Consider the following 22,433-nt stretch of genomic DNA (forward strand, 5'->3'; position numbering starts at 1 on the left):
GACCGCCCCGGCCGCCGCCCCGCCGCCGACCGGCCCCGAGCAGCCCTCGGCGGCCGGTTCCGCCTCCGCCCCGGCGGCGAGCGACACCCCGCGCCCGTCCCCCTCCGTCCACCGCTCCGCGGACCCGGACCCCGGCCCCGCGGCACAGGGCACCGTCACCACCACAGCCCCGCCGGCCACGGCCACCACGGCGGTGGCGCCGACCGCGGCGCCGCCCTGCCGCGTCCACTACCGCCTCGACAGCCAGTGGCCCGACGGCTTCCAGGCCACGGTCACCTTCACCACCGCCGAGGCCCTCGACGACTGGCGCGTCTCCTGGACCTTCCCCGACGGCCAGCACGTCACCCAGATGTGGGACGCGACGCCGTCCGGGTCCGGCGCCCACGTCACCGCGACCGCCGCGTCGTACAACGCCGCGGTCCCGGCGGGCGCCACGGTGACCTTCGGTTTCCTCGGGACATGGGAGAAGGGGCGGAACGGGGCTCCGGGAAGCTTCACGCTGAACGGCGCGGCGTGCGCGGGCGGCGCGGGCTGAGGATCACCGCCGCCCGGAGTCCGTGCCTACGGCCGTGAGCAACCCGGCGGCGAACCGGCCCGGGGTCCAGGCGGGCCGCTCGGCGGCCGGACGCAGAGCCGTCGCCACCGCGTCGGCCACGGGCCCCGGGACGCCGTGCTCCGCGAGAACCGCGGGAACCCGCTCGGCGGCCCGGTGGTACGGCGGGTCCTCGCCCGTGAGCAGCCAGTGCGCGAGCCCGGCGAGGGAGTACAGGTCGCAGGCCGGGACGCGGCGGGCGTCGCCGTCCCGGATCTCGGGCGCCACGTACGGCGACGGGAACCGCGAGAAGAGCTGCGAGACGGAGGCCGTGGAGACCCGCGGCACGCGCATCCACTCCAGCATGGACACCTTGTAGTGCTCCACGTCGCCGGGCCGGCCCGGCGGCGGATCGCACCGGTAGGCGGAGTCCGGCGACAGGTCCCGCAGGATGACCCCGCCGGAGTGCAGCTCCGTCACCGCCGCGGCGACCCCGGCGACGACCTCCGCGGCACGGTCGGCGGGCAGCGGTGCGGGCAGCCCCCGTACCGGGTGGTCGTGTTCCCAGACGTAGGCGACGAGCAGGTGCGGCTCGACCTCGTAGGTGTCCCGGGGCAGCAGCACCGGACGGAAGACGCGGTCGGCGAGGCCGGGGCGGCCGGACAGCAGCCGCGCCACCTCGTGGGTGCGGTCGCTGAGGGCACGCCGCAGCCGCGCGGCCTCCCCGCGGGGCAGCGTGGTCATGTTCTCGCCGATGACCCGCAGGCAGTACGGCAGGCCGTTGCTCTCGGCCCGGAACGCCTGCCAGTCGGCCCCGAGGGCGTGCGGGGCCTCCAGCCGGAACCCGGCGAGGACCGGGGGAGTGGCGATCTCGCCGACCAGCCGCCGCAGACAGCCGGCGAATCCGGCGGGCCGGCCCCCGCCGGGGGCGAGCGCGCGCACCCGGCGCAACAGATCGGCGGGTTCCTGCGAGACCAGGGTCGTGGCGGCCGCGGAGCCGGGGTCGGCCAGTGCCGGCACCCGCGGGACGACCAGCAGGCAGGCGGTCCGTCCGGGCCAGCCGATCTGCCGCTTCAGCGCCGGTGCCAGTTCCCCGAGCAGGGGGAGCGGCGAGTGGGAGGTGTAGGCGCGGGTGACGCCGGGGCCGGGCGGCCACGTGCTCGCCGAGGCGTCGAGCCCCTCGGGCAGCCGCCAGTTCTTGCACTCGACGGCGATCAGGACGTCGCCGCGCAGCACGACGCAGTCGACGTCGGTCGCGCGTCCCCGCCGGTCGGCCCTGGCGGCGACGATCACGGCGTCGTCCGGGTCGAGCCCCTTGGCCAGGGTGTGCGCGACCTGCCGCTCCTGCTCGGTCTGATACGGACCGAGCTGGTAGAGCCGGGCGCCACGGCCCCGCACGGACGCGACCGCCCCGGCTGACGGGCCCGGGACAGGAGCCGTGGGGGCCGGCGCCGCGGGAGGCGTCACCGTGTGGCGCGCCTTAGGGCCCGGTGCCTTGGGGCTCGGTGCTGTAGGGCTCGGTGCTGTAGGGCCCGGTGACGTGGGGCCCGGTCGGTGTGGGTCCGGGGCGGTGAGCGTCGTCAGCAGCGCGGCGGCCGCGGGGCGTCGCTCCTGGCGGTCCAGGCAGCGGCGCAGGGCACCGCGCCAGGCGTCGGGCACGGCCGCCGGGAGCCGCTCCAGGTCGGTCAGCGGGTGCTCCCCGGCCGGCGGGCCGAGGAGCAGCGCCACCGTGACGGTGGCCCACGACCACAGGTCGGCGGCCTGCGGAACCGTACGGATGCCGCCCTCGCGGATCTCCGGCGCCACGTGCACGTCCCGCACGGCGGAGCGCAGCAGGTCCGTGCCGCCGCCCTGGGAGCCGATCCGGGCGTAGGCGGCACCGATCAGGGTGACCTCGTACCCCTCGTCCTGCGGGAAGACCAGCTCCGGCCGGATCGCCTGGTGCACGACGTGCCGGGCGTGCCGCCCGGCGATCGTGCGCAGCAGCGCCAGCGCGTGCCCCAGCGCTTCGGCGGTGGTCAGCCCCGCGTGCAGCCGGGCCCCGAGGTCGGGGCCGGGCGGCAGGTCCAGCGGGACGACGAGCCGGCTGCCGTTCTCCGCCGTGAACGGGGCGTGCACCGGACCGTTCGACGAGTGGTGGGCGACGTCGTGGTCGCGCCGGGCCCCGTATCGGGACGTGGCGTCGTTCGGCCCGATCACGAGAGCGACCCGCTGCTTCCGGCCGGACGGGTCGGCGTAGGTGCCGTCATGCACCACCCAGGTGTCCTGGTAGGTGAGCACCCGCCCGCGCTGGTAGCCGTTCTCGGGCCAGGAACGGGCGGGGCGCTGGTGCAGGCGGGGCCGGATCTCCTCCGGCCGGGCCGTCGTACGGCGTCCCGGCGTGAGCTTCACCAGCCACGTGTCCAGCGCGCTCAGCGGGATCAGCGGCATCGGCGGCTGTCCCGGCTCCCGCTCCACCGTCGAGACGTCCACCTCGTCGTAGTGGACGACGACGCCCTGCGTGGAGACCCGGCGGCCCAGCCTCGAGTGGAGGACGGACTGCTTGTGCCGGATGCGGGCGAGCGGGTTCGGCACGACGGTGCGCACGGCACCGTGCTCGTGGTGCCAGTGGTACGCCGCCGCGTGGCCCAGCACCCGCCCCCGCTCGGCCGGCAGCAACTGCACGACCACGGCCAGGCCGGGCAGCAGGACGACGGCGTCGTCCTCCGTCGGATAGGTGTACGACGCCGGGTCGCCCGCGGGGGCGTGGTACGGGAGGACGACCCGGCCGGGACGCGACGGCAGGGCGGCGGCGAGCCGGGCGGGCCAGCCCGACACCGGCGGGCCGGGCACGGGGCGGGAGGAGGAAGCGGTCATGACGAGGGGACCTTCCGCAGTGCGTCGGCCAGGGCCGAGGCGTCCTGGAACCGGAGGTCGAGCGGGGCCATCAGCGCCTGCTGGAGAACGCCGGACAGCCCCAGCGAGGTCTGGGCCCCGATGGCGTAGAAGGCACCGTGGTCCGTGCCCCCGGCGGCCAGGGCGTGGAGCGTCGTCTGCTTGGGGTGCACCATCTGGAACAGGGTGGCGGCGAGCGCGTAGGCGTCGTCCGAGGCACGCACGCCCGGCCGCTCCTGCTGCATGCCGGCGGCGATCACCTGCTCCGCCGGGGCGTAGCGCTCGTCGAAGGCGTGGGCGTCGTAGACCGGGCTGCACTCGCCGTCCAGGTCGCCGCCGCCCCAGTCGAGGACGGTCACCCGGTCGTCGTCCGCCACCAGGAGGTTGTCGGGCTTGAGGTCGCCGTGGGTGAGACCGCCCTCGCGGTAGGCGCGCCCCACGATGTCCGCCGCGTCGGCGACCCAGCGCAGCGCCTGCCGCCAGACGTACGGGCGACGGCCCGTGTCCCGCATGACCTCGGTGAAGGTCCGGCCCTCGGTCCACTCGAAGAGGAACCAGCTGTCGCCGACGACCGGCTGCTCGCGCAGCGGTACGGGCGCGCCGCTGCTCACGCTCCGGGCGAGGGCGCGGAAGCGGGCCAGCAGCGCGTCGAGGCAGGCCGCGTCGCCGTCGGCGTTGAGGAGCTTGGCGACGACGGGGCGGCCGTGCAGCGTCACCTTCCGCGCCGCCGGGAAACCGTCGACCTCCTGCGCCCCCAGGGCCTCGTGCAGCTCGAACCCGGCCCGCCGCAGCGCCTCGGCGGGATCGCCGGTGCCGGCGTCGGTGTCGGCTCCGGCTCCGGCTCCGGTGCCGGTGCCGTCGGCCGGACCGTCCTGGTCCGCCGCGGGCTCCGGGAGCGTCTCGGGACCGGCCGCGGCCGACCGGGCGGCCCGCATCGCCTGCTCCTTGAGGAGCTGCCGGGCGTGCCGCTGCTTCAGCCAGATGTGGATCAGCTCGTTCGACCAGACCCAGTCCCGGTGCCCGTGGCCCCGGATCAGACCCAGGTCCTTGATCCGGCGCAGACCGGCGTCGATCGTCGGGTCGGGTGCCAGGTCCACGGCGTCGCCGTCGATGGTGAGTTCGTCGGGTTCCGTCTCCTGCTCCAGCAGGTAGGCGACCGCCTCCGCCACCCCGCGCTCGCGCTCCATGTCCGAGAACGGCTTGCTGACCTCCGGCCGTTCGACGAGGGTCGAGGCGGCGGACTCCACGTCGTCCAGGGTGATGATGGTGGTCTTCCGGCGGCCCAGCAGCTTCGCCAGCTCCTCGCCCATGCAGTGCACGTGGTACGGATAACCGCCGGTGTACTCCACCACCCGGTCGATGATGGCCCGTTGCAGGAAGACACTGTCGTCGAAGCCGCGCTTGAAGATGGTCCGGGCCTGCTCCGGCTCCATGAACCCGACCGGGAACTCGCGGATCTCGTCCGTCAGATTGCTGCCGTGCGGCACGAGCCGCTCCTTGAGGCTCTCGAAGCTGCACGAGCCGAGGGTGAGCAGCAGCAGCGGGGTGTCCCGGTCGCTCACCATGGCGCGCAGCTGATCGCCCAGGTGGGCGATCGGCTCCCCCGACTCCAGGACGCGGTCGAGCAGCGTCTGGAACTCGTCGACCATCAGCAGCAGCCGCCAGCCGTCCAGCCCGGCCAGCCGCATGCCGACCAGCCACTGCCGGAACTCGTACGCGTTCACCGGGTCCGGACGGTCCCACGACACCCCGGCGGGCCACGCCTTCCTGGCGCTCTCCCTGACCTGGTCCGCGAGCCACGTCCACAGCGGCACCCGGTAGGTGTGGCTCCACCACTCGCCGTTGACGTCCACGGCCAGCACCCCGGGCAGCGGCCACTCGGCCGGCTCGGACGGCAGCGGGTGCGCCGACAGCGAGCGGGCCAGCGTCGTCTTGCCCACCTGCCGCGGTCCGTGCAGGAACCGGACGGGCGCCACCGACCGGTCGCGGTAGTGGTTGCGCAGCCGGGTCAGCTCGTTCTCGCGCGGCACCCGGACCCGATGGCCGGCCGGGCTGCCCGCGTCGAAGGCGTGACTGGCGAACTCCTCCCGCCACGGCCTGCGTTCCACCCAGAAGGCCAGCCGGGAGGTCTCCACCTCGGCCGCGAACGGCCGGTGCACCCAGACGTCCAGCTCCACCTGTTCGGTCTCGTACACCTCGTCGACCCGGAACACCACCTCCTGGCGGCGCCCGCGGTCCAGCTCCACCAGCCGGTACGGCGATCCGTTCCAGCCGATCCGGACGTGCCCGCCCTCCTCGCGGGGCTCCACCACCAGCCGCACGTGCAGCGGCCCGTCGTCGTAGGCCCACAGCTCCGACTCCGCGACCAGGAAGGCGTTCTCGGCGCGGGGCGGCAGCAGCCGGCGGCCGGACTCCTCCCACAGGCGGTACGTGACCGTGCTGACGCGGGTCGCCGCGTCCCGCAGCGCGCGGTCGCCGACCCGCCCGCACAACTCCCTGGCCTGCACGCGCAGGCTCATCAGCCGGTCGCGGCCCTCCTCGGTGTCGACGTCCTGGTCCAGCTGGTGGTACCAGATGCCCACGAGCTGGTCGACGAGGACCTGGTCCTGGCCGCCCGCCGCCACCGAACGCACCGACTCCGCGACCCGGTCCAGCCGGTGCGCCGCCTCCAGCGGCGCGCCGACGACGTCGGCGGCCTCGAAGGAGACCAGGTCGGCGTCGAGATCGAGGAGGAGGCTCTCCTGCGCCACCTCGTCGCCGCGCAGGGTCTCAAGCTCCCGGGTGCGCATCGGCAGGCCGAGGTCCTGCTTGGTGGCCAGCGCCTCCCGGTGCCGGGCCGGGTCGCCGCTGCTGCGGGCGGCCTGGATGTACTCCTCCACGGCGGGCGCCAGCTGGGGCCGCCGGTCCGGTGCGACCGTGAACTCCCGTACCAGTTCCCGGTAGCTGTCGGCGGACTCCGCGCTCCTGCCCTCCTGCCAGAGCAGCCGGGCCCACAGCCACCTGGCGTCGGGGGAGGACGACTGCCGCAGCTCCAGCAGCGAGCGCAGGACCGTCAGCCGGCGGTGCGACGGCTGCGGGCGGGCCAGCTCCGCGGCGCGGGCCTCCGCCACCCGCTTGAGGGGCCCCGGGCCGAGCAGCCCCCGGACCAGGGTGAGGTGGTCGGGGCGGCGGTCGCGCAGCGCCGCGGCGACGATGTCGTTGACGTGCGGCACGGTCCGCAGCAGGTACCGCAGGGCCTCCGCGACCAGCGCGTCGTCCCCGACGTCCTGTCCGAGGAGCATCGCCACCGCGCCGAACATGCGGGCCAGCCCCGCGGGACGGTCGGCGGCGACGGACAGCAGCGTGCGGGCCGCGGCGTGCGGGTCGTTCAGGTGGTGGTACTCCAGCCCGGCCTGGGCCAGCGGCAGGTCGGTGCGGCCCAGCCCCAGGTCCTCGTCGCGCATCCGCGCGATCTCCGCGACGGCCGCCGCGGGTCCGCCGGTGACGTGGGCCAGCGCCGCCCGGGGCCGGATGAACGCGCTGCTGAACGCGAAGCCGTCCACCAGTTGCCGGGCCAGGTCGAACTCCCCGGTCTCCAGCAGGGCCAGCACCAGGTCGTTGGCGACCACCTCGTTGCGGGGGTGGGCCTCGTAGACCGTGCGCCACAGGGCCGCGGCGTCGTGCCAGCGGTTGTCCCGGGCCATCGCCAGGCCCTCGGTGAACGCCTCGGCCGTCGCCGGGCTCATCCTCCTGAGGGGCTCCGGGCCGACCGTCCGGGGCTCCGGTCTGACCAGCCGCTCGGCCTCTCCGGCCAGCCCCTCGACGAGCTGGCCGCACTGGGTGCGCATCAGCAGCGTCTGCTGGACGAAGAGGGGTGAGCCGGGTTCGGTCCCGCGCAGACCACGGGCGAAGGAGTCGGCCAGGAGCCGGTTCTCCCACTCCTCCGGCTTCGCCCGCGGCAGCGCGGAACCGGTACCGGCGAGAACCGGCCGCCCGACCACCACCGGGCTCCCGCCGAGATCCGGGCGCCCCGGTGACACCAGCGAGCCGGCGAGCCCCGCCCGCGCCGACGGCATCACACCGTCGGCACGCTCCGGATACACCGGCGAGGCGACGGGGCCGCCGTGGCCCGCCCGCCCCGACGATGTCGCGGCGCCGGGCTGGTCCGGGCGGGGCGAGGCTGTCGCGGCGTCGAGGTGGTTCGGGCCCCCCTCCGGCGAGGCGGTGTCGGTGTGGTCCGGGCCCCCCGCCGGCGAGGCGGCGTCGGTGTGGTCCGGGCCCGACGCCGGCGAGGCGGCGTCATCGGCGGACTCGCCGCCGTCCATGCCGGCCTGCCGTGAAGATGGCTCCGCGGCGGGCTGCCGCGAGGACGATTCCGTGGTGCCCGCCCGGAAGGACGGCTCCGCGGTGGTCGCCCGTGACTCGCCGCCATCCATGGCGGCCTGCCGCGAGGACGTCCCCGCGGTGGCCTCCGGCGAGGACGCTTCCGCGGTGGTCCCCCGTGAGCCGTCGGGCTCGGCGCCAGCCATGGCGGCCTCCCGTGAGGACGGCCCCCCGGTGGCCTCCCGTGAGTCGTCGGCGGACTCGCCGCCGCCCAAGGCGGCCTGCCGCCAGGACGATGACGCGGTGGTCCCCCATGAGCCGCCGACGGACCCGGCGCCATCCACGGCGGCCCGCCGCGAGGACGACCCCGCGGCGGCCTCCCGCGAGGACGACCCCACGGCGGCCTCCCGTGAGGACGGCCCTGCGGTGGCCTCCCGCGGAGACGATCCCGCGGCGGCCTCCCGTGAGCCGTCGGTGGGCTCGGTGGCGTTCGTGGGGGGTCGCCGTGGCGGTGCCGTGGTGGCCCCCCAGGGGGCCGGTTCCGTGGTGCGGGATGCCGGGCCGGCGATGAGGGACGCGCTGCTGGGCGTGAGCAGACCGCGCGGCGAGGGCCGGTCCACCAGGCGGAACACCTCGTCCACCGCCAGCCGGTCCGCCGGTTCCAGGGCCGAGCGGCTGCTGATCCTGGCCTCCAGCTCCAGCGTGTCGGCGGCCTCCGTCAGGAGGCCCACCCGGGCGTAGGCCGCCGCGATGTTCCAGGCCGCCGTGGAACCGGTCCAGAACCGGTCCGCGTACCCCCGGTACAGCTCCAGCGCCTCCTCGGCGCGCTCCGCGGCGACCAGCGCGCCGAGGGCGTTCGGATAGGCCAGTACGTGACCGGCGCCCAGCGCGGCCGTCCAGGCGTCGGCCGCCGCGGCCGGACCGTGCAACTGGTCCAGCTCGTGCGCCTCGTGGAGCAGGGACGGACCGTCCTGCGGGCGCTGCGGCAGGACGAGCTGGGAGCGGCGCGGCCGCAGCCGCACGACCTCGCCCGAGCCGGGTCCCCGCGCCTCCGACGGCAGCGGAGGAGCGGTCCGGGCGACGATCCGGTCGGCCTCCTCGTCCTCGCCGTGGCTGCGCAGCAGCCCGACCAGGCGGTGCCAGATCCGGGGCCGCTGCGTCGGCCGGCAGTGCTCGGCGAAGTCGGCCAGCAGCCGGGTCGCCTTGCGGTGGTCGCCGGAGTCGTCCAGCGCCGACGCCAGCCGCTCCACCAGCCTGGCGTCCCCGGCGGCCACGACCTGGTCGGCGAGACCGGCCGGAGCCTCCCGGTCGGACTGCTCGGCGACCCGGTCGATCAGCAGGTCGAGCAGGGTCAGCCTGGCCCACGGCGCCACCCGTTCCAACTGCTGGGCGACGGCCAGGACCGGCGTCGGCCCCCGCTCGTCCACCAGTTGGCGGGCCGACTCCACCAGCGCGGCCTTGTCCTGCCGGCCGCTCAGCGCCTGCTGCACGATCTGCTGCTCCGGGGCCGGCGGGGTCCGCAGGCCCCGGAACGACGGCGACGGCGCGTGCGGGACGCCGGTGCGCCGGTCGAGCTGGGCGACCCAGTCACCGGGTCCGCCCAGCGCCACGACCTGCTGCCGCATGTCGAGGGCCACGTTCGGCCGGCCGGCCGCCACGGCCACCAGCCCGGCCTCGTAGCAGAGCCGCCAGTCGGCCTCGCCCCGCGCGCGCCGCTGGGAGACCAGCGCCAGCGCGTCGTCGATCCGCCGGTCCTCGCGCCATATCTTCATCAGCAGCAGCAGGCCCGGACTGCGCGGCGCGGCCTCGACCAGGGCGCGCAGCAGCCACTCGGCGTCCCGGCGGCGGCCCACCGTGAAGAGCCGTTTGGCCAGCGACTCGAAGTGCTGCATGGCGGGGTTGCTGATCCGGGCGGGCGGCCGGGAGGCGGCCGGCGAGCCGTACGGCGCCGGGGCGGGCGACACCGCCCGGCCGGACTCGGCCAGCCGCTCGGCGACCAGCGGCCACACCACCGGCGGCACCTGGTCACCGGTCTCGACGGCCCGCTCCAGGGTGTCCGCGGCGTCCTCGGCGCGGCCCAGCAGCTCCTGCGCGCAGGCCCGGTTCCACAGCAGCCAGCCGGACGCGTCGGACGGCAGCAGCCTGTCGGCCCACTCGGCCGCGAGGGCGGCCTCCCCGGCCCGGCAGGCCCAGCCGATCGCGCAGGCGGCGGCCGCCGGCCCGGCGGGCCCCGGGGCGTCGGCGGCCCACGCGGCGAGGCCCTGCGCGGTCTCCAGCGGGTTCTCCAGCTGGGTCAGCGCCCGGTACAGCCCCTGCGGCACGCCGTCCGCGTCCGACGGCAGCAGATCCTCGTGGAGCAGCAGCGGCGGCAGGGAACGGTCCTCGGCCGGCGGCCGCGCCGGAGCGCCGGCCGGCCGGTCCGCACCGGCCGGGACCGGCCACGCGGCCGTGGCGTGCCCGGCCGCCGGCCGCGGCTGGACCAGCCGCCGGTCCAGTTGCAGCAGGTCCTGCTCCGGCGCCCCCGCCCCGGCCAGCCGGTCGCGCAGCTCACCGGCGCGGGACAGGTCACCGCTCTCGCAGGCCACCAGGGCGAGGTCGAAGGTCAGCTTGGAGTCGCCGGCGTCCCGCGCGGACATACGGGACACGAACCGTTCGGCGTCGGCGAGCCGGTGCTCCTCGCGGTAGATCTTCATCAGCAGGGAGCGGCCGGGAGCCGTCGGACAGACCTCGGTCAGCGCCTCCAGGACCAGTTCGGCGTCGGTGGAACGCCGGCCGAGCCGCAGCCGCTTGGCGGTGGCCTCGAACCGCTGCGTCACGAAGACGTCGGTGCGGGCGTCCGGGACGGGCCGGGACCTGGGCGGCCGGCTGAACGGGCAGGGCCGCCCGGCGGCCTGGAACAGGTCGAGCACCGGCTGCACGACGAGCTGCGGCGGACTGTCGCCGAGCCGGGCGACGGCCTCGAAGGCGTCGACGGCACCGCCGACGTCCCCCGTCGCCCCGCGCGCGCACCCCTCGTTCCACAGCCGGGTCGCCGACCGGCTGGCCCGCTCGGCGAGACGCGCCTGCTGGTGCAGGGCGCGCTCCGGATCGCCGTGGAACACCGACCAGCCCACGGCGCACACGGCGGCCGCCCGCTGCGCCGGACCCGGCTCACCGGCCGCCAGCCGCTCGAACGCGGTGGCCGCGCCCTCCGCACCGCCCTCGGCCACCGCGCGCAGGGCCGGGGTCAGCAGCGGGTGCCAGGGCTCCTCCAGCAGCTCCGCCAGGAGCAGGATCGGCGGGACCAGCACGGGCCGGCCGCCGGGCACGGCCGCCCCCCGCGATCCGGTCCGCCGCCCGCCGCCCGGCGCGGTCCTGCGCGGCGTCAGCCCCTGGGCCATCTCCTCGGCCATGGTGAGCAGCTTCTCGGCGGCGTCCTCGTCCTCGGTGCGCTCCGCGGTCTCCAGGTAGTCCGCGAGCCGGACCAGCGCCGGCGAGGCGTCGTCCCCGCCCTCCTCCCCGCCGTCGGCCAGGTCCGCGCCGGCCTTCGCCAGCCGCTCCCGCAGGGCGTGGACGCGCTCCAGCCGCCGGCCGCGCACGACCAGCGGCCGGGCCAGCTCCAGCAGCGAGTCGACCTGCCCGATCCTGCCCTGCGCGACGTCCGCGCGGACCTCCTGGAGGAACTCCTCCAGCTCCGGGCTCTCCGCGATGTGCCGGGCGATGCCGTCGAGCCGGCCGCGGACCGACGCCAGCGTGGCGCGGGCCTCGGCGACGGCCGGGCTCCCGCGTCCCGTCTCGCCGAGCGCGAGCGCCGGACGGAGCGCGTCGCGCGTCTCCAGCAGGGACAGCCGCTCCTCGGCCAGTTCCAGCACCGGCGTCGGGTCGAACCCGGCGGCACCTCCCTCGGCACCGCCCTCGGCGACGTCTTCGAGGACCAGCGGCAGCAGACCCCGGGCCGCCGGGGAGAGCTGGGCGACGTCGTCGTCCGTGACGCGGACCGGCGTGGGCGGCGGGGCCTCGCGCACCATCGCGGCGAGGGCCAGCACCTCCCGCATGCGGTCGGCGATCCGCCCCGCGGTCTCCACCGTCTGCTGATAGCGCACCCCGCCCATGGCCAGGGGCTTCAGCAGCGCGCCGTTCACCGAACGGACGGCGTCCGCGGGTGACCTGACCAGCAGCAGACAGGCGTCGGGGCCTTCCTCGGTGAACGCCTGCAAGGGTCGCAGGAACAGCTCCTTGCCCATCACGTGGTTCGCGGCGGCGGCCGCCTGGACCTCCGTCTCCAGCTCCCGCCGTGCCTCCCGCAGCAGACTCCCCTGGGCGGCCTGGTGCGCGGGCCGGCCGCCCGCGGACACGACCGACTGCAGGGCGGCCTTGAGGGTCCGGGGGAGCACCTCGTCACCGAGGAAGCCGCCGGTCGCGAACCGTCCGGTCCACGTGAAGCACCAGAAGTCCAGCAGGGCCCCGACGCCCTCGGGATCGTCCCCGGCGAACGCGCGGGCGAGCAGCGCGACGTGCTGTACGGCGAGCGACCTCTCCGGCTCGACCGCGTGCGCGTGGAAGATCGCCTTACGGGCGACCGCGGCCGCGGCGGGAGCCGCCGCCGTCGCGGTGCCGGGGTCCGGGGGTGCGTCGGCCACCAGGGAAGTGAGGTACGCGTCCACCGACGCTTCCCATTCGACAGCCTCGCCCACCTGGCACCCCCGCACCACCGCTGAGTGACTGATTGTCCGTCATCAGCCGTGCGGAGGGAACCACTTGAGTCACCTCGGAGCGCCGCGGGTCGGCAGCCGTCACCGCGCCCGCCCCGGCCCCACGGGCCGTAAATACGGTGGCGGCCCGGTCGGCCCGCGTCCTAGGGTGAGCGCGAGCGAACCGAGGCAGCGGCTCCCGCCGCCGCCGTGAACGACCAGGAACCCGGGAGGTGTCGACCGATGGCTGTCCTCGCGCAGGGCGTTGCCCGCATCCAGTCACTCCAGTCCACCTCCGCGGCCACCGGCTGACCTCACCCACACTTCTCGCGTCGGGGCCGCCCCTGTGAAGGGCCACCCTTGTCTTCCTCACCTTCGTCTTCCGCTTCTCCCTCCCTGTCCGCCTACGGCTGGGACGCCGGCTGGGCCGACGCGTTCGCGCCCCACGCCGCGGAAGGGCTGCTGCCCGGCCGGGTCGTCCGGGTCGACCGCGGGCAGTGCGACGTGGTCACCGCCGACGGCACGGTCCGCGCCGACACCGCCCACGTCACCCCGAAGGACCCCCTGCGGGTCGTCTGCACCGGAGACTGGGTCGCCGTCGAACCGGCCGGCGACCCGCGCTACGTGCGTACGTACCTGCCGCGCCGCACCGCCTTCGTGCGGTCCACCTCCTCCAAGCGGTCCGAGGGGCAGATCCTCGCGGCCAACGTCGACCACGTGGTCGTCGCCGTGTCGCTCGCGGCCGAACTGGAGCTGGCCCGCGTCGAACGGTTCCTGGCGCTCGCCTGGGAGTCCGGCGCCCAGCCCGTGGTCGTCCTCACCAAGGCCGACCTCGTGCCCGACCCGGTGACGCTCGGCCACCTAGTCCAGGACGTGGAGGCGGCCGCGCCCGGCGTGCCGGTGCTCTCCGTCAGCGCCGCGCTGGGGGAGGGACTCGACGTCCTCGCCGCCGTCGTCTCCGGCTCCACCACCGTGCTGCTCGGGCAGTCCGGCGCGGGCAAGTCCACCCTCGCCAACGCGCTGCTCGGCGAGGACGTCATGGAGGTCCAGGCCATCCGTGACATCGACGGCAAGGGCCGTCACACCACGACCACCCGCAATCTGCTCGTGCTGCCCGGCGGCGGTGTGCTCATCGACACACCCGGACTGCGCGGCGTCGGACTGTGGGACGCGGGGCACGGCGTCGGACAGGTCTTCGCCGAGATCGAGGAACTGGCCGCGGAGTGCCGGTTCCACGACTGCGCCCACGAACGCGAGCCGGGCTGCGCGGTGCTGGCCGCCGTCGACTCCGGTGAACTGCCCGAACGGCGGCTGGACAGCTACCGCAAGCTCCTGCGGGAGAACCAGCGGATCGTCGCCAAGACCGACGCCCGGCTCCGCGCGGAGATCCGCAAGGAGTGGAAGCGCCGGGGCGCCGAGGGCCGGGCGGCCATGGAGGCCAAACGGGGTCGTGCGCGTTAACAGTTGAGTACGGGGACGCTGTTGCCCGGGGGACCAAAGGTGTAGGCCGTTCGAGTGGAGGTAGTGTGTCCACAGCTCGAACGGCTGCCCACGTGGAGCGCGTTGGTGGCCGTGACGGGCGCGTCGTCCGTCCGGCTCCCACCAGCACGAGACCCGAGAGTGAGCCCCATGAACGTGTCGACCGGCAGCGGCAAGCCGTGGAGCCGGGGCACTCTGACGGCCCTGGTCTGCGCCGTCGTGCTGATGCCCGGGACGAGCCACGCGGTCCCGGAGGAGCCCTCCCCGCGTGACGGACGGTCCCTGGAACAGGTCCGCACCGACCTGGAGGGCCTGTACCGCGAGGCGGAGGTGGCCAACGAGGCCTACAACACCGCCGATGTGAAGGCCGCGAAGCAGGAGAAGCGGCTCAGCTCCCTGCGCACGGACCTCGCCCGTGCCGAGAACCGGATGAACGACCTCGACGAACTCGCCGGCGCGGCGGCCAGGACCCAGTACCGCGGCGGCGGACTGGCCGCCACCGGTTTCCAGTTCCTGCTCGGCGACCACCCCGACCAGGCCCTCGACGAGGCCACCCAGGCCGTTCAGGCGCTGCGGAACCTGACCAACGTCACCGAGCAGCAGGAGACCGTCCGCGCGGAGCTGACCGCGAAGACGGACGCCGCCGACAAGGAACTGCGCAAGCTGCGGAGCAGCCGCGAGGACAGGGCCGAGGCGAAGAAGAAGATCGAGGGCAGGATCGCCGACGCCGAACAGATCGAGGCGGGCCTGGAGAAGGAGGAGACCCGCCAGCTGGCCCGCCTGGAGCAGGAGCAGGCACAGGAGGCCGAGACCGCCTGGGCGAGCACCGGATCGGGCGGCGGCGGCACCACGAACGGCGGCTCCGCTTCCGGCTCGGGCGGAGGCGGCGGCGGTGGTGGCGGTGGCGGCGGCGGTACGAGCGTCAGCGGAGCGGCCGGCAAGGCCGTCGACTTCGCCATGGCGCAGATCGGCAAGCCCTACGGCTGGGGTGCCGTGGGCCCCTCGGCGTACGACTGCTCCGGCCTCACCTCCCAGGCCTGGGCGGCGGCCGGACACCCCATACCCCGCACCTCCCAGGCCCAGTGGGCGGGACTGCCCCGGGTCAGCCTGTCCTCCGCACAACCAGGTGACCTGGTCATCTACTTCAGCGACGCCACCCATGTGGGCATGTACATCGGCGGCGGGAAGATCGTGCACGCCCCGCGCCCCGGCCGCACCATCACCACCGCACCGGTCAACCTCATGCCCGTCCTCGGCGTGGTACGGCCCGGATCCTGAGGTACGCATGAGCAACCTGCCGACGCCCCGCGACGAGCGGAACCTGCCCGCTCTCAGCCCGCAGCCGCTGATCCGTCTCGACGCCTACGTGGCCGAGGACGGGTCGACGGTCGTCAACGGCCACCTGCTGGAGATGGCCGGGACCCAGCCGTCCAACGAGCTGATCCTGGACGCCGTCGCCATGTTCGCCCGCACCCTGCGGGCCCCCGTGGCGGCCACCGTCATCGACCGCGCGGCGCAGCAGGTGGCCCGCCTGCGCGTCTATCCCGACGGCTCCAGCCGGACCATCGGCGAGGAGGAGGACCTGCCGCCGGGGCCCGAGCGCACCGCCGCCGAGGAGGCGTCGTTCCCTCCGCTGGCCCGCGTCGAGCGCATCATCCGGCACGCCGAACGCGAGGAACTGCACGCCGCGTTCGTCCTCGCCAGCGCACTGCGGGAACACCTCACGCTGCGCCGGGGCCCGCTGGACGACCTCTCCCTGGAGGCGCGGGCGATCGAGGCGTACCTGGCCTTCCGGCGCGGCGACTACACGCTCGCCACCGTCCTCTCGCTGGCCGTCGCGCGCATCCGCTGCCGCGTCGACCTGCCCAGGGCGGCGCCCGACGTGGCCCGCGCCACCGCGGCCTGGCAGCGGCTGACGGACGAGACGCAGATCGCCACCCGGGGCCAGGAACTGCTGCACATGTGGGACCGGCTCGCCGCGGAGGGCCTGGTGCGGGATCCCGCGCACCACGCCGTGGCCCAGTCCGTCCGCACGCGGCTCGAACGCGGCAACCGGGCTGCGACGGCGGCCCTGCCCGCGGGCGCGGGCACGGCGGCGCCGGCCGCGGGAGCCGGGGCGGAGGACAGCGCGGGAACGCCCGGAATACCCGGCCGGCGGCCGGCCGAGATCGCCTCGGAGACACGGGACGGCACGGAGGACGAGCCCCTCAAGCCCACCCGCCGTGGACTGCGCCGCTTCACCCGATGGCCGGGCCGCACCGCCTCGTCCTGAGCCAGCATCTGCCGGGCCCCGGCTCCCTGGTCCTGGGGCCCTCGGGGCCCGTGCTCGCGCTTCCCAGGTCACTGCCGTGTCCGATTTCCGCCAGCCCGGACCTTCGCGGCGGTGGACACTGGGCGGTGTGAAGGACGATGACAGCAGGTACGAGGCGGTGCGGAGCCGGGACGCCCGGTTCGACGGCGTGTTCTTCCTCGCCGTCGCCACGACCGGTATCTACTGCCGGCCCAGCTGCCCGGCACGTACCCCGGAGCGGCGCAACGTCCGGTTCTTCGCGACGGCCGCCGCCGCCCAGGGCGCGGGGTTCCGCGCCTGCCGGCGGTGCCGGCCGGACGCCGTGCCGGGCTCCGCGGAGTGGAACGTCCGCGCGGACACCGTCGGCCGCGCCATGCGGCTGATCGCCGACGGAGTCCTCGACCGCGAGGGCGTCACCGGGCTCGCCGCCCGCCTCGGCTACAGCGCCCGGCAGGTGCAGCGGCAGCTCACCGCGGAGCTGGGCGCCGGACCGGTGGCCCTGGCCCGCGCCCAGCGGGCGCACACCGCCCGCGTCCTGCTCCAGACCACCGAGCTGCCCGTCACCGAGATCGCGTTCGCCGCCGGATTCGCCAGCGTGCGGCAGTTCAACGACACCGTCCGCGGCGTGTACGCGGACACCCCGAGCGGGCTGCGCGCCGCCGCCCCCGCCCGGGACCGGGCCGCGTCCGGGGAAGGGATACCGCTCCGGCTCGCCCACCGCGGCCCCTACCGCGCCGGCCCCGTCCTCGACCTGCTCGGACGGGAGGCCGTACCGGGTGTGGAGGAGGTGACCGGCCCGCCCGGCCGCCGCGTGTACCGGCGTACGCTCCGGCTGCCCCACGGCACCGGCGTCGCCGCCGTCGACGAGCGGGGCTCCACCCCGCGCACCGGCAGCGGCGGCTGGCTCACCGCCCGGCTGCACCTCACCGACCCGCGCGACCTGACCACCGCCGTGCAGCGGCTGCGCCGCCTCTTCGACCTCGACGCCGACCCGTACGCCGTCGACGAGCGGCTCGGCGCCGACCCGCGGCTGGCCCCGCTGGTCGCCGCCCGCCCCGGGCTGCGCTCACCGGGCACCGCCGACCCCGCCGAGTACGCCGTACGCGCGCTCGTGGGACCCGCGGCGGCCGGACAGCTCGTCCAGCGGTACGGCAAACGGCTGGACGCGCCCAGCGGCGCCCTGACCCACCTGTTCCCGGAACCGTCCGTGCTGGCCGCGGCCGAGCCGCACGGCACCCTGGGCGCGCTCACCACCGCCCTCGCCGACGGCGCCGTACGCCTCGACGCCGGCGCCGACCGCGACGCGGCGCACACCGCCCTGCTCGCCGTGGACGGCCTGGACCCGGCCACCGTCGCCGCCGTCCGCGTCCGCGCCCTCGGCGACCCGGACGTGGCCCCGCCCGGCATGCACGCCCCTGACACCTGGCGCCCCTGGCGCTCCTACGCCCTTGCCCACCTGCGCGCAGCAGGAGAGTCGGAGTGACCGTGATGACATCCGTGTACTGGTTCGAGACCCGCAGTCCCGTCGGGCCGCTGCTCCTCACCGCCGCGCCGGACGGAGCGCTGACCTCGCTCTCCGTGCCCGGCCAGAAGGGCGGCCGGACCGTCCAGGACGGCTGGCGGCAGGACCCCGGACCGTTCCGGGAGGCCGCCGAACAGCTCGCCGCCTACTTCGCCGGGGAGCGGACCCGGTTCCGGCTGCCGCTGCGCGCCGAGGGCACCGCCTTCCGCACCAAGGTGTGGGACGCGCTCGACGCCGTCCCCTACGGCACGACCACGACGTACGGGGAGATCGCGGCCCGCGTCGGCGCGTCCCGGGCCGCCGTACGGGCCGTGGGCGGCGCGATCGGCGCCAACCCGCTGCTCATCCTGCGCCCCTGCCACCGGGTGATCGGCGCCGACGGTTCGCTGACCGGCTACGCCGGGGGACTGGACCGCAAGACGCGGCTGCTGACGCTGGAGGGTGTGCCCGCCGCCGTGCCGGTCAGCCCGCGAACACCGCGCCCAGCCACGCTCCGGTGATCAGCAGGCAGGCGGAGAGTTCCGTCAGCACGCTCCAGCCGCCCGCGCGCATCGCCGCGCGTACGGCCGTCACCGCGTCGCCGTGGCGGCCGAGCCGCCGGCGCTCGGCGGCGTAGAGGCCGCCGAGGAAGCCGGGGACGGCGCCCACCACGGGGATCAGGACGAAACCGGCGAAGGCGCCGCATCCCGCGCAGACCATCAGCCGTCCTTCGGCGTCCGCCTCGCGCAGCCGCCGCGACGGCAGCGCGAGGCGGACCGCCAGCGACAGCAGCAGTACGGCAGTGGCGCCGACCAGCACCGCCCAGGCCAGCGGCCGCGGGTCCGTCAGCGCCCACCACAGGACCGCCGCCCACACCAGCCAGGACCCGGGTACGCCGGGCAGCAGCACACCGCACAGCCCGAACGCGACGACCAGGCCCACCATCAGGAGGTCCACCGCTCCCATCTGACCAGGGTGCGGCAGCCGGCCCCGAAACGCAGATCGGCCGGGTTCACTGTCAGCCGGTTGCTCCGGTTGCTCCGGTTGCTCCGGTCGCTGCGGTCGCTGCGGTCGCTCCGGTTTCTCTGGCCACCCAGCCGCGTTCGTAGGCGTGCCAGCCCAGTTGGAGGCGGGTGGTGACGCCGGTCAGCTCCATCAGCCGCTTGACGCGGCGCTGCACGGTCCTGAGGCCGAGGTCGAGCTGCTTGGCCACGCTGGCGTCGGTCAGCCCCGCCAGCAGCAGCGACAGGATCTCCAGGTCGGTGGCGTCGGGGGCGTCCGGGGTCTCCTCCCGCACCCCCGCGCTGCCGAGCCGCAGCGGCAGCGCGCCGCGCCACACCGACTCGAACAGGCCCGAGAGCAGTTCCAGCAGACCGCTGGCGTGCACGACCAGCGCGGCGGGTTCGGCGGAGCGCGCGGTGAGCGGCACGAGGGCGAGCGCGCCGTCGGCGACGACCAGTTTGGTCGGTACCCGGTCCACCACCCGGACCTGTTCGCCGCGGCCCAGCGCGGCGGACAGCTCCGTGAAGCCGTCCGGGCGGTCCAGCACCGACCGCTCCACCACCGCGCGGTAGCGGACGCCGCGCCCGGTGGCCTCCTCCTCGGCGTCGTTCTCCATGCCGGTGACGGCGACGGGGGTGCCGGTGACCAGCGCGCAGACCTCCTCGGTCGCGCCGAGCTGGAGCTGGAGGAAACGGCGGGCGACCGCAGCCGCGCCGGTCACCACCTCGACCAGGTCGTGCACGGCGGGTTCGCCCGCCGCCGCGCGGTACTCCTCCGCGAGCAGGGCGGCGGTCAGTTCCGCCTTCTCCAGGCGGTGGCGCTGCTGGGTGAGCAGCGCGCCGAGCGCCACGCCGGGCGGGGCGGCGACCCAGCGGCCCGGACGGGCGGAGGACTGGGCGGCCAGGCCGTACCGTTCCAGGCGGCGCAGGGCGCGCTCGGTGTCGCGTTCGCCGAGGGCCAGCCGCCGGGCGAGGTCGGGCACGTCGGCGGCGCCCACGGACACCAGGGCCCGGTACGCGGACTCCTGTGCCTCTTCCAGCCCCAGAACTCCCAGCATCAGACGCCGTCCCTCCCCTGGACACCAGCCACCCGGGATGCCTCCCGTGGCGGAAAACGGCCACGGCGCAAACCCGCCTCGGAACATCATCGCCGTACCGTCGGTCACTCTGCCAAAGTGGCGTCACCGAGGCCCTCCGCGGTGCCTCGACGTCCGGCGACTCTCTCGCCGCTTCCGCCGTGATCCGGGCCCCTTCCGCGTGCCCGGATCGCCCTGCTGTCGCCGGGCGGTTCTCCCGTGGGGGGTGGGACCGCCCGGCGGCCTCCACACGCCGCTTTTTCCCGATGCCCCGTTTTCATCCGGCCCCGGCGGTGGACAATTGGGGGCATGAGCCAGCAGGGGGGAAGTCCCACCGGCCCGGAGGACGACTGGTGGGGGCAGCTGTACGACGACTCCAGCGGCGACACGGGGGGTACGGGCGGGCCCGGGTCGCCCTCCGACTCCGTGGACGACCGCTTCGCATCGGCCTCGGAGGCCCTGGGAGGCGACCCGGCGGCCCCCCACGACCTCCGGCCGGAGCCGCCCGGACGGATTCCCGGGCCTCGGCGGGACGTTTCCGGGGACACGGACTGGTGGCGGGACGGAGCCGGGCCCGCCAAAGCGTCCCGCTCCGCTCCGGCGGGGGGCCCGGGTGACGAGGAGTCACCGCCCGCCGCGCACCGCCCGCCCCGTACCGGCCCCGGCCCGCGCCACGCGGGAGCGGACCCGCCGCGCGCGCCGTGGGAGCCGCCGCCGACCGGGCCGACCGGGCCGACCGGGCCCGTGACGTTCCCACCCGGACTCCGGCCACCGTACGGCCGGGTATCGGGCAACCCGCCCGAGCCGAATCCCCGGAACCGCCCCGTCCAGGGGAACGAACCGGGTGGCCAGATGTCCGGCGGACGTGGAGGCGATGCGGGGAGCCCGCGTGACCGGGCGTCCGGCGGCCCGGGTGATCGGGTGTCCGGCGGCCCCGGACGCGATGCCGGGATTTCGGGTGGCTCGGTCCCCGACGGCCGTGGGGGCGGCTCAGGGACACCGGGTGACCGGGATCGGGCCAGGAGCGAAGGCGGCCTCGCGGCCCCGGCCGACCGGGATCGGGCCAGGAGCGAAGGCGGCCTCGCGGCCCCGGCCGACCGGAACCGGGCCGAGTGGGAACGGGGTCCTGGGGGCGAGGCCGACCGGGACCCCCGGACGGCCCAACCACCGCCCACCCTGGCCGACCGCCCCTTCCTCGCACCCCCGCCGTCCCCGCCCTCGCCGTCCGTGCCCCCGCGTCCCACGGCTCCTCCGCCCCGTCGCCCGGACCCGCCCCGGACACCCCCCACCCCGGACTCCGTCCCACCGCTGCCGGTCGCCGATCCGAGGCCGAACCTCGCGGACTCCATCCCGCCGCTGCCGGCCCCGGCTCCGCAAGCGGACACACCGCCCCCACCGACACCCACGTCCCTCCCCGTCACCCCGCCCCCGTCTCCCACCGCGCCCCCGCCCCCGGCCTCCCCACCCCTGCCCCTCCCCGCCGACTGGCTCGCGGCTCCGGCCACCGGAAGGCTCCGCACCGAAGGACCGGGCGTCGAAGGGCCTGGCGTCGACAGGCCAAGTACCGACAGGTCAGGTACCGAAGGGCCAAGTACCGACAGGTCAGGTACCGAAGGGCCGGGTACCGACGGGCCGGGTACCGAAGGGCCGGGTACCGACAGGCCAGTTGCCGAAGGGCCGGGGCGTGGGGTCGGTGTGGGGCGGGACTTTGTCGGGGGGCGGCCTCCCACCTATGACGCCGAGCCCACCGTGCTCCCCGTCACCGATCCCGACGCGCTCGACGACGTCGTACCGGACACCGTGCTGGACGGGGCCCGGTACGGGACCTGCACGCTGCGGGCGCTGTCCTTGCGCGGGGACTCCGCGCGCTACCGCGGAGACCCGCGCCGCGACGCCCTGCTGACCGCCCGTTTCGGAACGGGCGACCACGCCCTCGTGCTCGTCGCAATGGCCACCGGCGCCCGCGCCGCCGCCTCCGGCCCGGCGCACCGCGCCGCCGCCGAGGCGTGCCGCTGGATCGGCCGGGCCGTGGGCCGCAGTCACGCCCGGCTCGCCGAGGACCTCCGCGCCGCCCGCCGCGGCGAGCTGAAGTCCGGGCTGCACCGGCTCACCGACCGCAGCCTCGGCCGGCTGCGGGCCAGCGCCACCGAGCAGGGCCTCGCCCCCGAGGAGTACGCCGCGGGACTGCGCTGCCTGCTGATCCCCGCCGACCCGGAGTGCCGTACCCGGGTGTTCTTCGGGGTCGGCCCCGGCGGCCTGTTCCGGCTGCGGGACGGCGGCTGGGAGGACATCGAGCCACGGCCCGCCGACACCACCGGCGCCCCGGTGTTCGGCTTCGGCTCGCCCCCCACGGCCCCCGCCGAGACCCCCGGCGGTGACCGGCTCACCATGGACCTCAACATTCCCACGCCCCCCACCCCGTACGGCCCCGACCCGACCGCCCCCGACCCGCCCCGCGAACCCTTCCGCTTCCGTGCCTCCGTCGCCCGCCCGGGTGATGTGCTGCTGCTGTGCGGCGCCGGCCTGGCCGACCCCCTGCGCGGTGAGCCCGAGCTGCGGGACCACCTCGCCGGACGGTGGTCCGGTCCCGTCCCGCCGGGCCTCGCCGGCTTCCTCGCCGACGCCCGCACCCGGGTCAAGGGTTACGCCGACGACCGCACGGCCGCCGCGGTGTGGGAGGCATGACCGGGACACCTGTGCCTTCATGG

11 protein-coding genes are annotated in these 22,433 nt (G+C 76.0%); 7 read left to right on the forward strand and 4 right to left on the reverse strand.

Features of this window, described 5'->3' with window-relative positions:
- On the forward strand, window positions 1-535 hold a 535-nt coding region (locus UW392_RS31125), incomplete at its 5' end, for a cellulose-binding domain-containing protein (RefSeq protein WP_320778499.1).
- Window positions 536-538: 3 nt separating this feature from the next.
- On the opposite strand, the gene UW392_RS31130 is transcribed toward UW392_RS31125, so the two are convergent.
- The gene (locus tag UW392_RS31130; protein ID WP_320778500.1) at window positions 539-3,388 is read right to left on the reverse strand and encodes a hypothetical protein; all 2,850 of its coding nucleotides are present in this window, start codon (window positions 3,386-3,388) and stop codon (window positions 539-541) included.
- A complete protein-coding gene (locus UW392_RS31135) occupies window positions 3,385-12,327 on the reverse strand; it encodes a hypothetical protein (protein ID WP_320778501.1) in 8,943 nt (2,980 codons plus the stop codon). Before UW392_RS31135 ends, UW392_RS31130 begins: the two co-directional genes overlap by 4 nt.
- 411 nt (window positions 12,328-12,738) lie before the next feature.
- On the opposite strand from UW392_RS31135, the gene rsgA reads away from it, so the two are divergent.
- The 5 genes from rsgA to UW392_RS31160 all read left to right on the forward strand — a co-directional run bounded on the left by rsgA (window position 12,739) and on the right by UW392_RS31160 (window position 18,169).
- The gene (rsgA, locus tag UW392_RS31140) at window positions 12,739-13,839 is read left to right on the forward strand and encodes a ribosome small subunit-dependent GTPase A (protein WP_320778502.1); all 1,101 of its coding nucleotides are present in this window, start codon (window positions 12,739-12,741) and stop codon (window positions 13,837-13,839) included.
- A gap of 168 nt (window positions 13,840-14,007) precedes the next feature.
- On the forward strand, window positions 14,008-15,135 hold the full coding sequence (locus tag UW392_RS31145; RefSeq protein ID WP_320778503.1) for an NlpC/P60 family protein: 1,128 nt from the start codon (window positions 14,008-14,010) through the stop codon (window positions 15,133-15,135).
- Between the two features lie 7 nt (window positions 15,136-15,142).
- Window positions 15,143-16,129 (forward strand): hypothetical protein, encoded by a 987-nt coding sequence (locus tag UW392_RS31150; protein ID WP_320778504.1) that lies wholly within the window; start codon window positions 15,143-15,145, stop codon window positions 16,127-16,129.
- A gap of 127 nt (window positions 16,130-16,256) precedes the next feature.
- Window positions 16,257-17,630, forward strand: coding sequence for a bifunctional transcriptional activator/DNA repair enzyme AdaA (locus tag UW392_RS31155; RefSeq protein ID WP_320778505.1), 1,374 nt, complete (start codon window positions 16,257-16,259; stop codon window positions 17,628-17,630).
- Between the two features lie 5 nt (window positions 17,631-17,635).
- Complete coding sequence (locus tag UW392_RS31160; protein ID WP_320778515.1) at window positions 17,636-18,169, forward strand: methylated-DNA--[protein]-cysteine S-methyltransferase; 534 nt, start codon at window positions 17,636-17,638, stop codon at window positions 18,167-18,169.
- Here UW392_RS31160 and UW392_RS31165 read toward each other — a convergent pair.
- Both UW392_RS31165 and UW392_RS31170 read right to left on the reverse strand, forming a co-directional pair.
- The gene (locus UW392_RS31165; RefSeq protein WP_320778506.1) at window positions 18,132-18,614 is read right to left on the reverse strand and encodes a DUF456 domain-containing protein; all 483 of its coding nucleotides are present in this window, start codon (window positions 18,612-18,614) and stop codon (window positions 18,132-18,134) included. The two genes, UW392_RS31160 and UW392_RS31165, sit on opposite strands and share 38 nt — an antisense overlap.
- 52 nt (window positions 18,615-18,666) lie before the next feature.
- Window positions 18,667-19,707, reverse strand: a complete 1,041-nt coding sequence (locus tag UW392_RS31170; RefSeq protein ID WP_320778507.1) for a helix-turn-helix domain-containing protein — start codon at window positions 19,705-19,707, stop codon at window positions 18,667-18,669.
- A 1,767-nt stretch (window positions 19,708-21,474) separates the two neighbouring features.
- On the opposite strand from UW392_RS31170, the gene UW392_RS67080 reads away from it, so the two are divergent.
- Window positions 21,475-22,410, forward strand: coding sequence for a protein phosphatase 2C domain-containing protein (locus UW392_RS67080; RefSeq protein WP_414496721.1), 936 nt, complete (start codon window positions 21,475-21,477; stop codon window positions 22,408-22,410).
- Window positions 22,411-22,433 lie beyond the last annotated feature (23 nt).

The organism is Streptomyces sp. CRN 30 (assembly GCF_034105845.1).

Coding starts and splice junctions, on each gene's coding strand:
- UW392_RS31130 (WP_320778500.1), bottom strand. CDS start 3,388: ATGACCGCTTCCTCCTCCCGCCCCGTGCCCGGCCCGCCGGTGTCGGGC.
- UW392_RS31145 (WP_320778503.1), top strand. CDS start 14,008: ATGAACGTGTCGACCGGCAGCGGCAAGCCGTGGAGCCGGGGCACTCTG.
- UW392_RS31150 (WP_320778504.1), top strand. CDS start 15,143: ATGAGCAACCTGCCGACGCCCCGCGACGAGCGGAACCTGCCCGCTCTC.
- UW392_RS31160 (WP_320778515.1), top strand. CDS start 17,636: ATGACATCCGTGTACTGGTTCGAGACCCGCAGTCCCGTCGGGCCGCTG.
- UW392_RS31165 (WP_320778506.1), bottom strand. CDS start 18,614: ATGGGAGCGGTGGACCTCCTGATGGTGGGCCTGGTCGTCGCGTTCGGG.
- UW392_RS31170 (WP_320778507.1), bottom strand. CDS start 19,707: ATGCTGGGAGTTCTGGGGCTGGAAGAGGCACAGGAGTCCGCGTACCGG.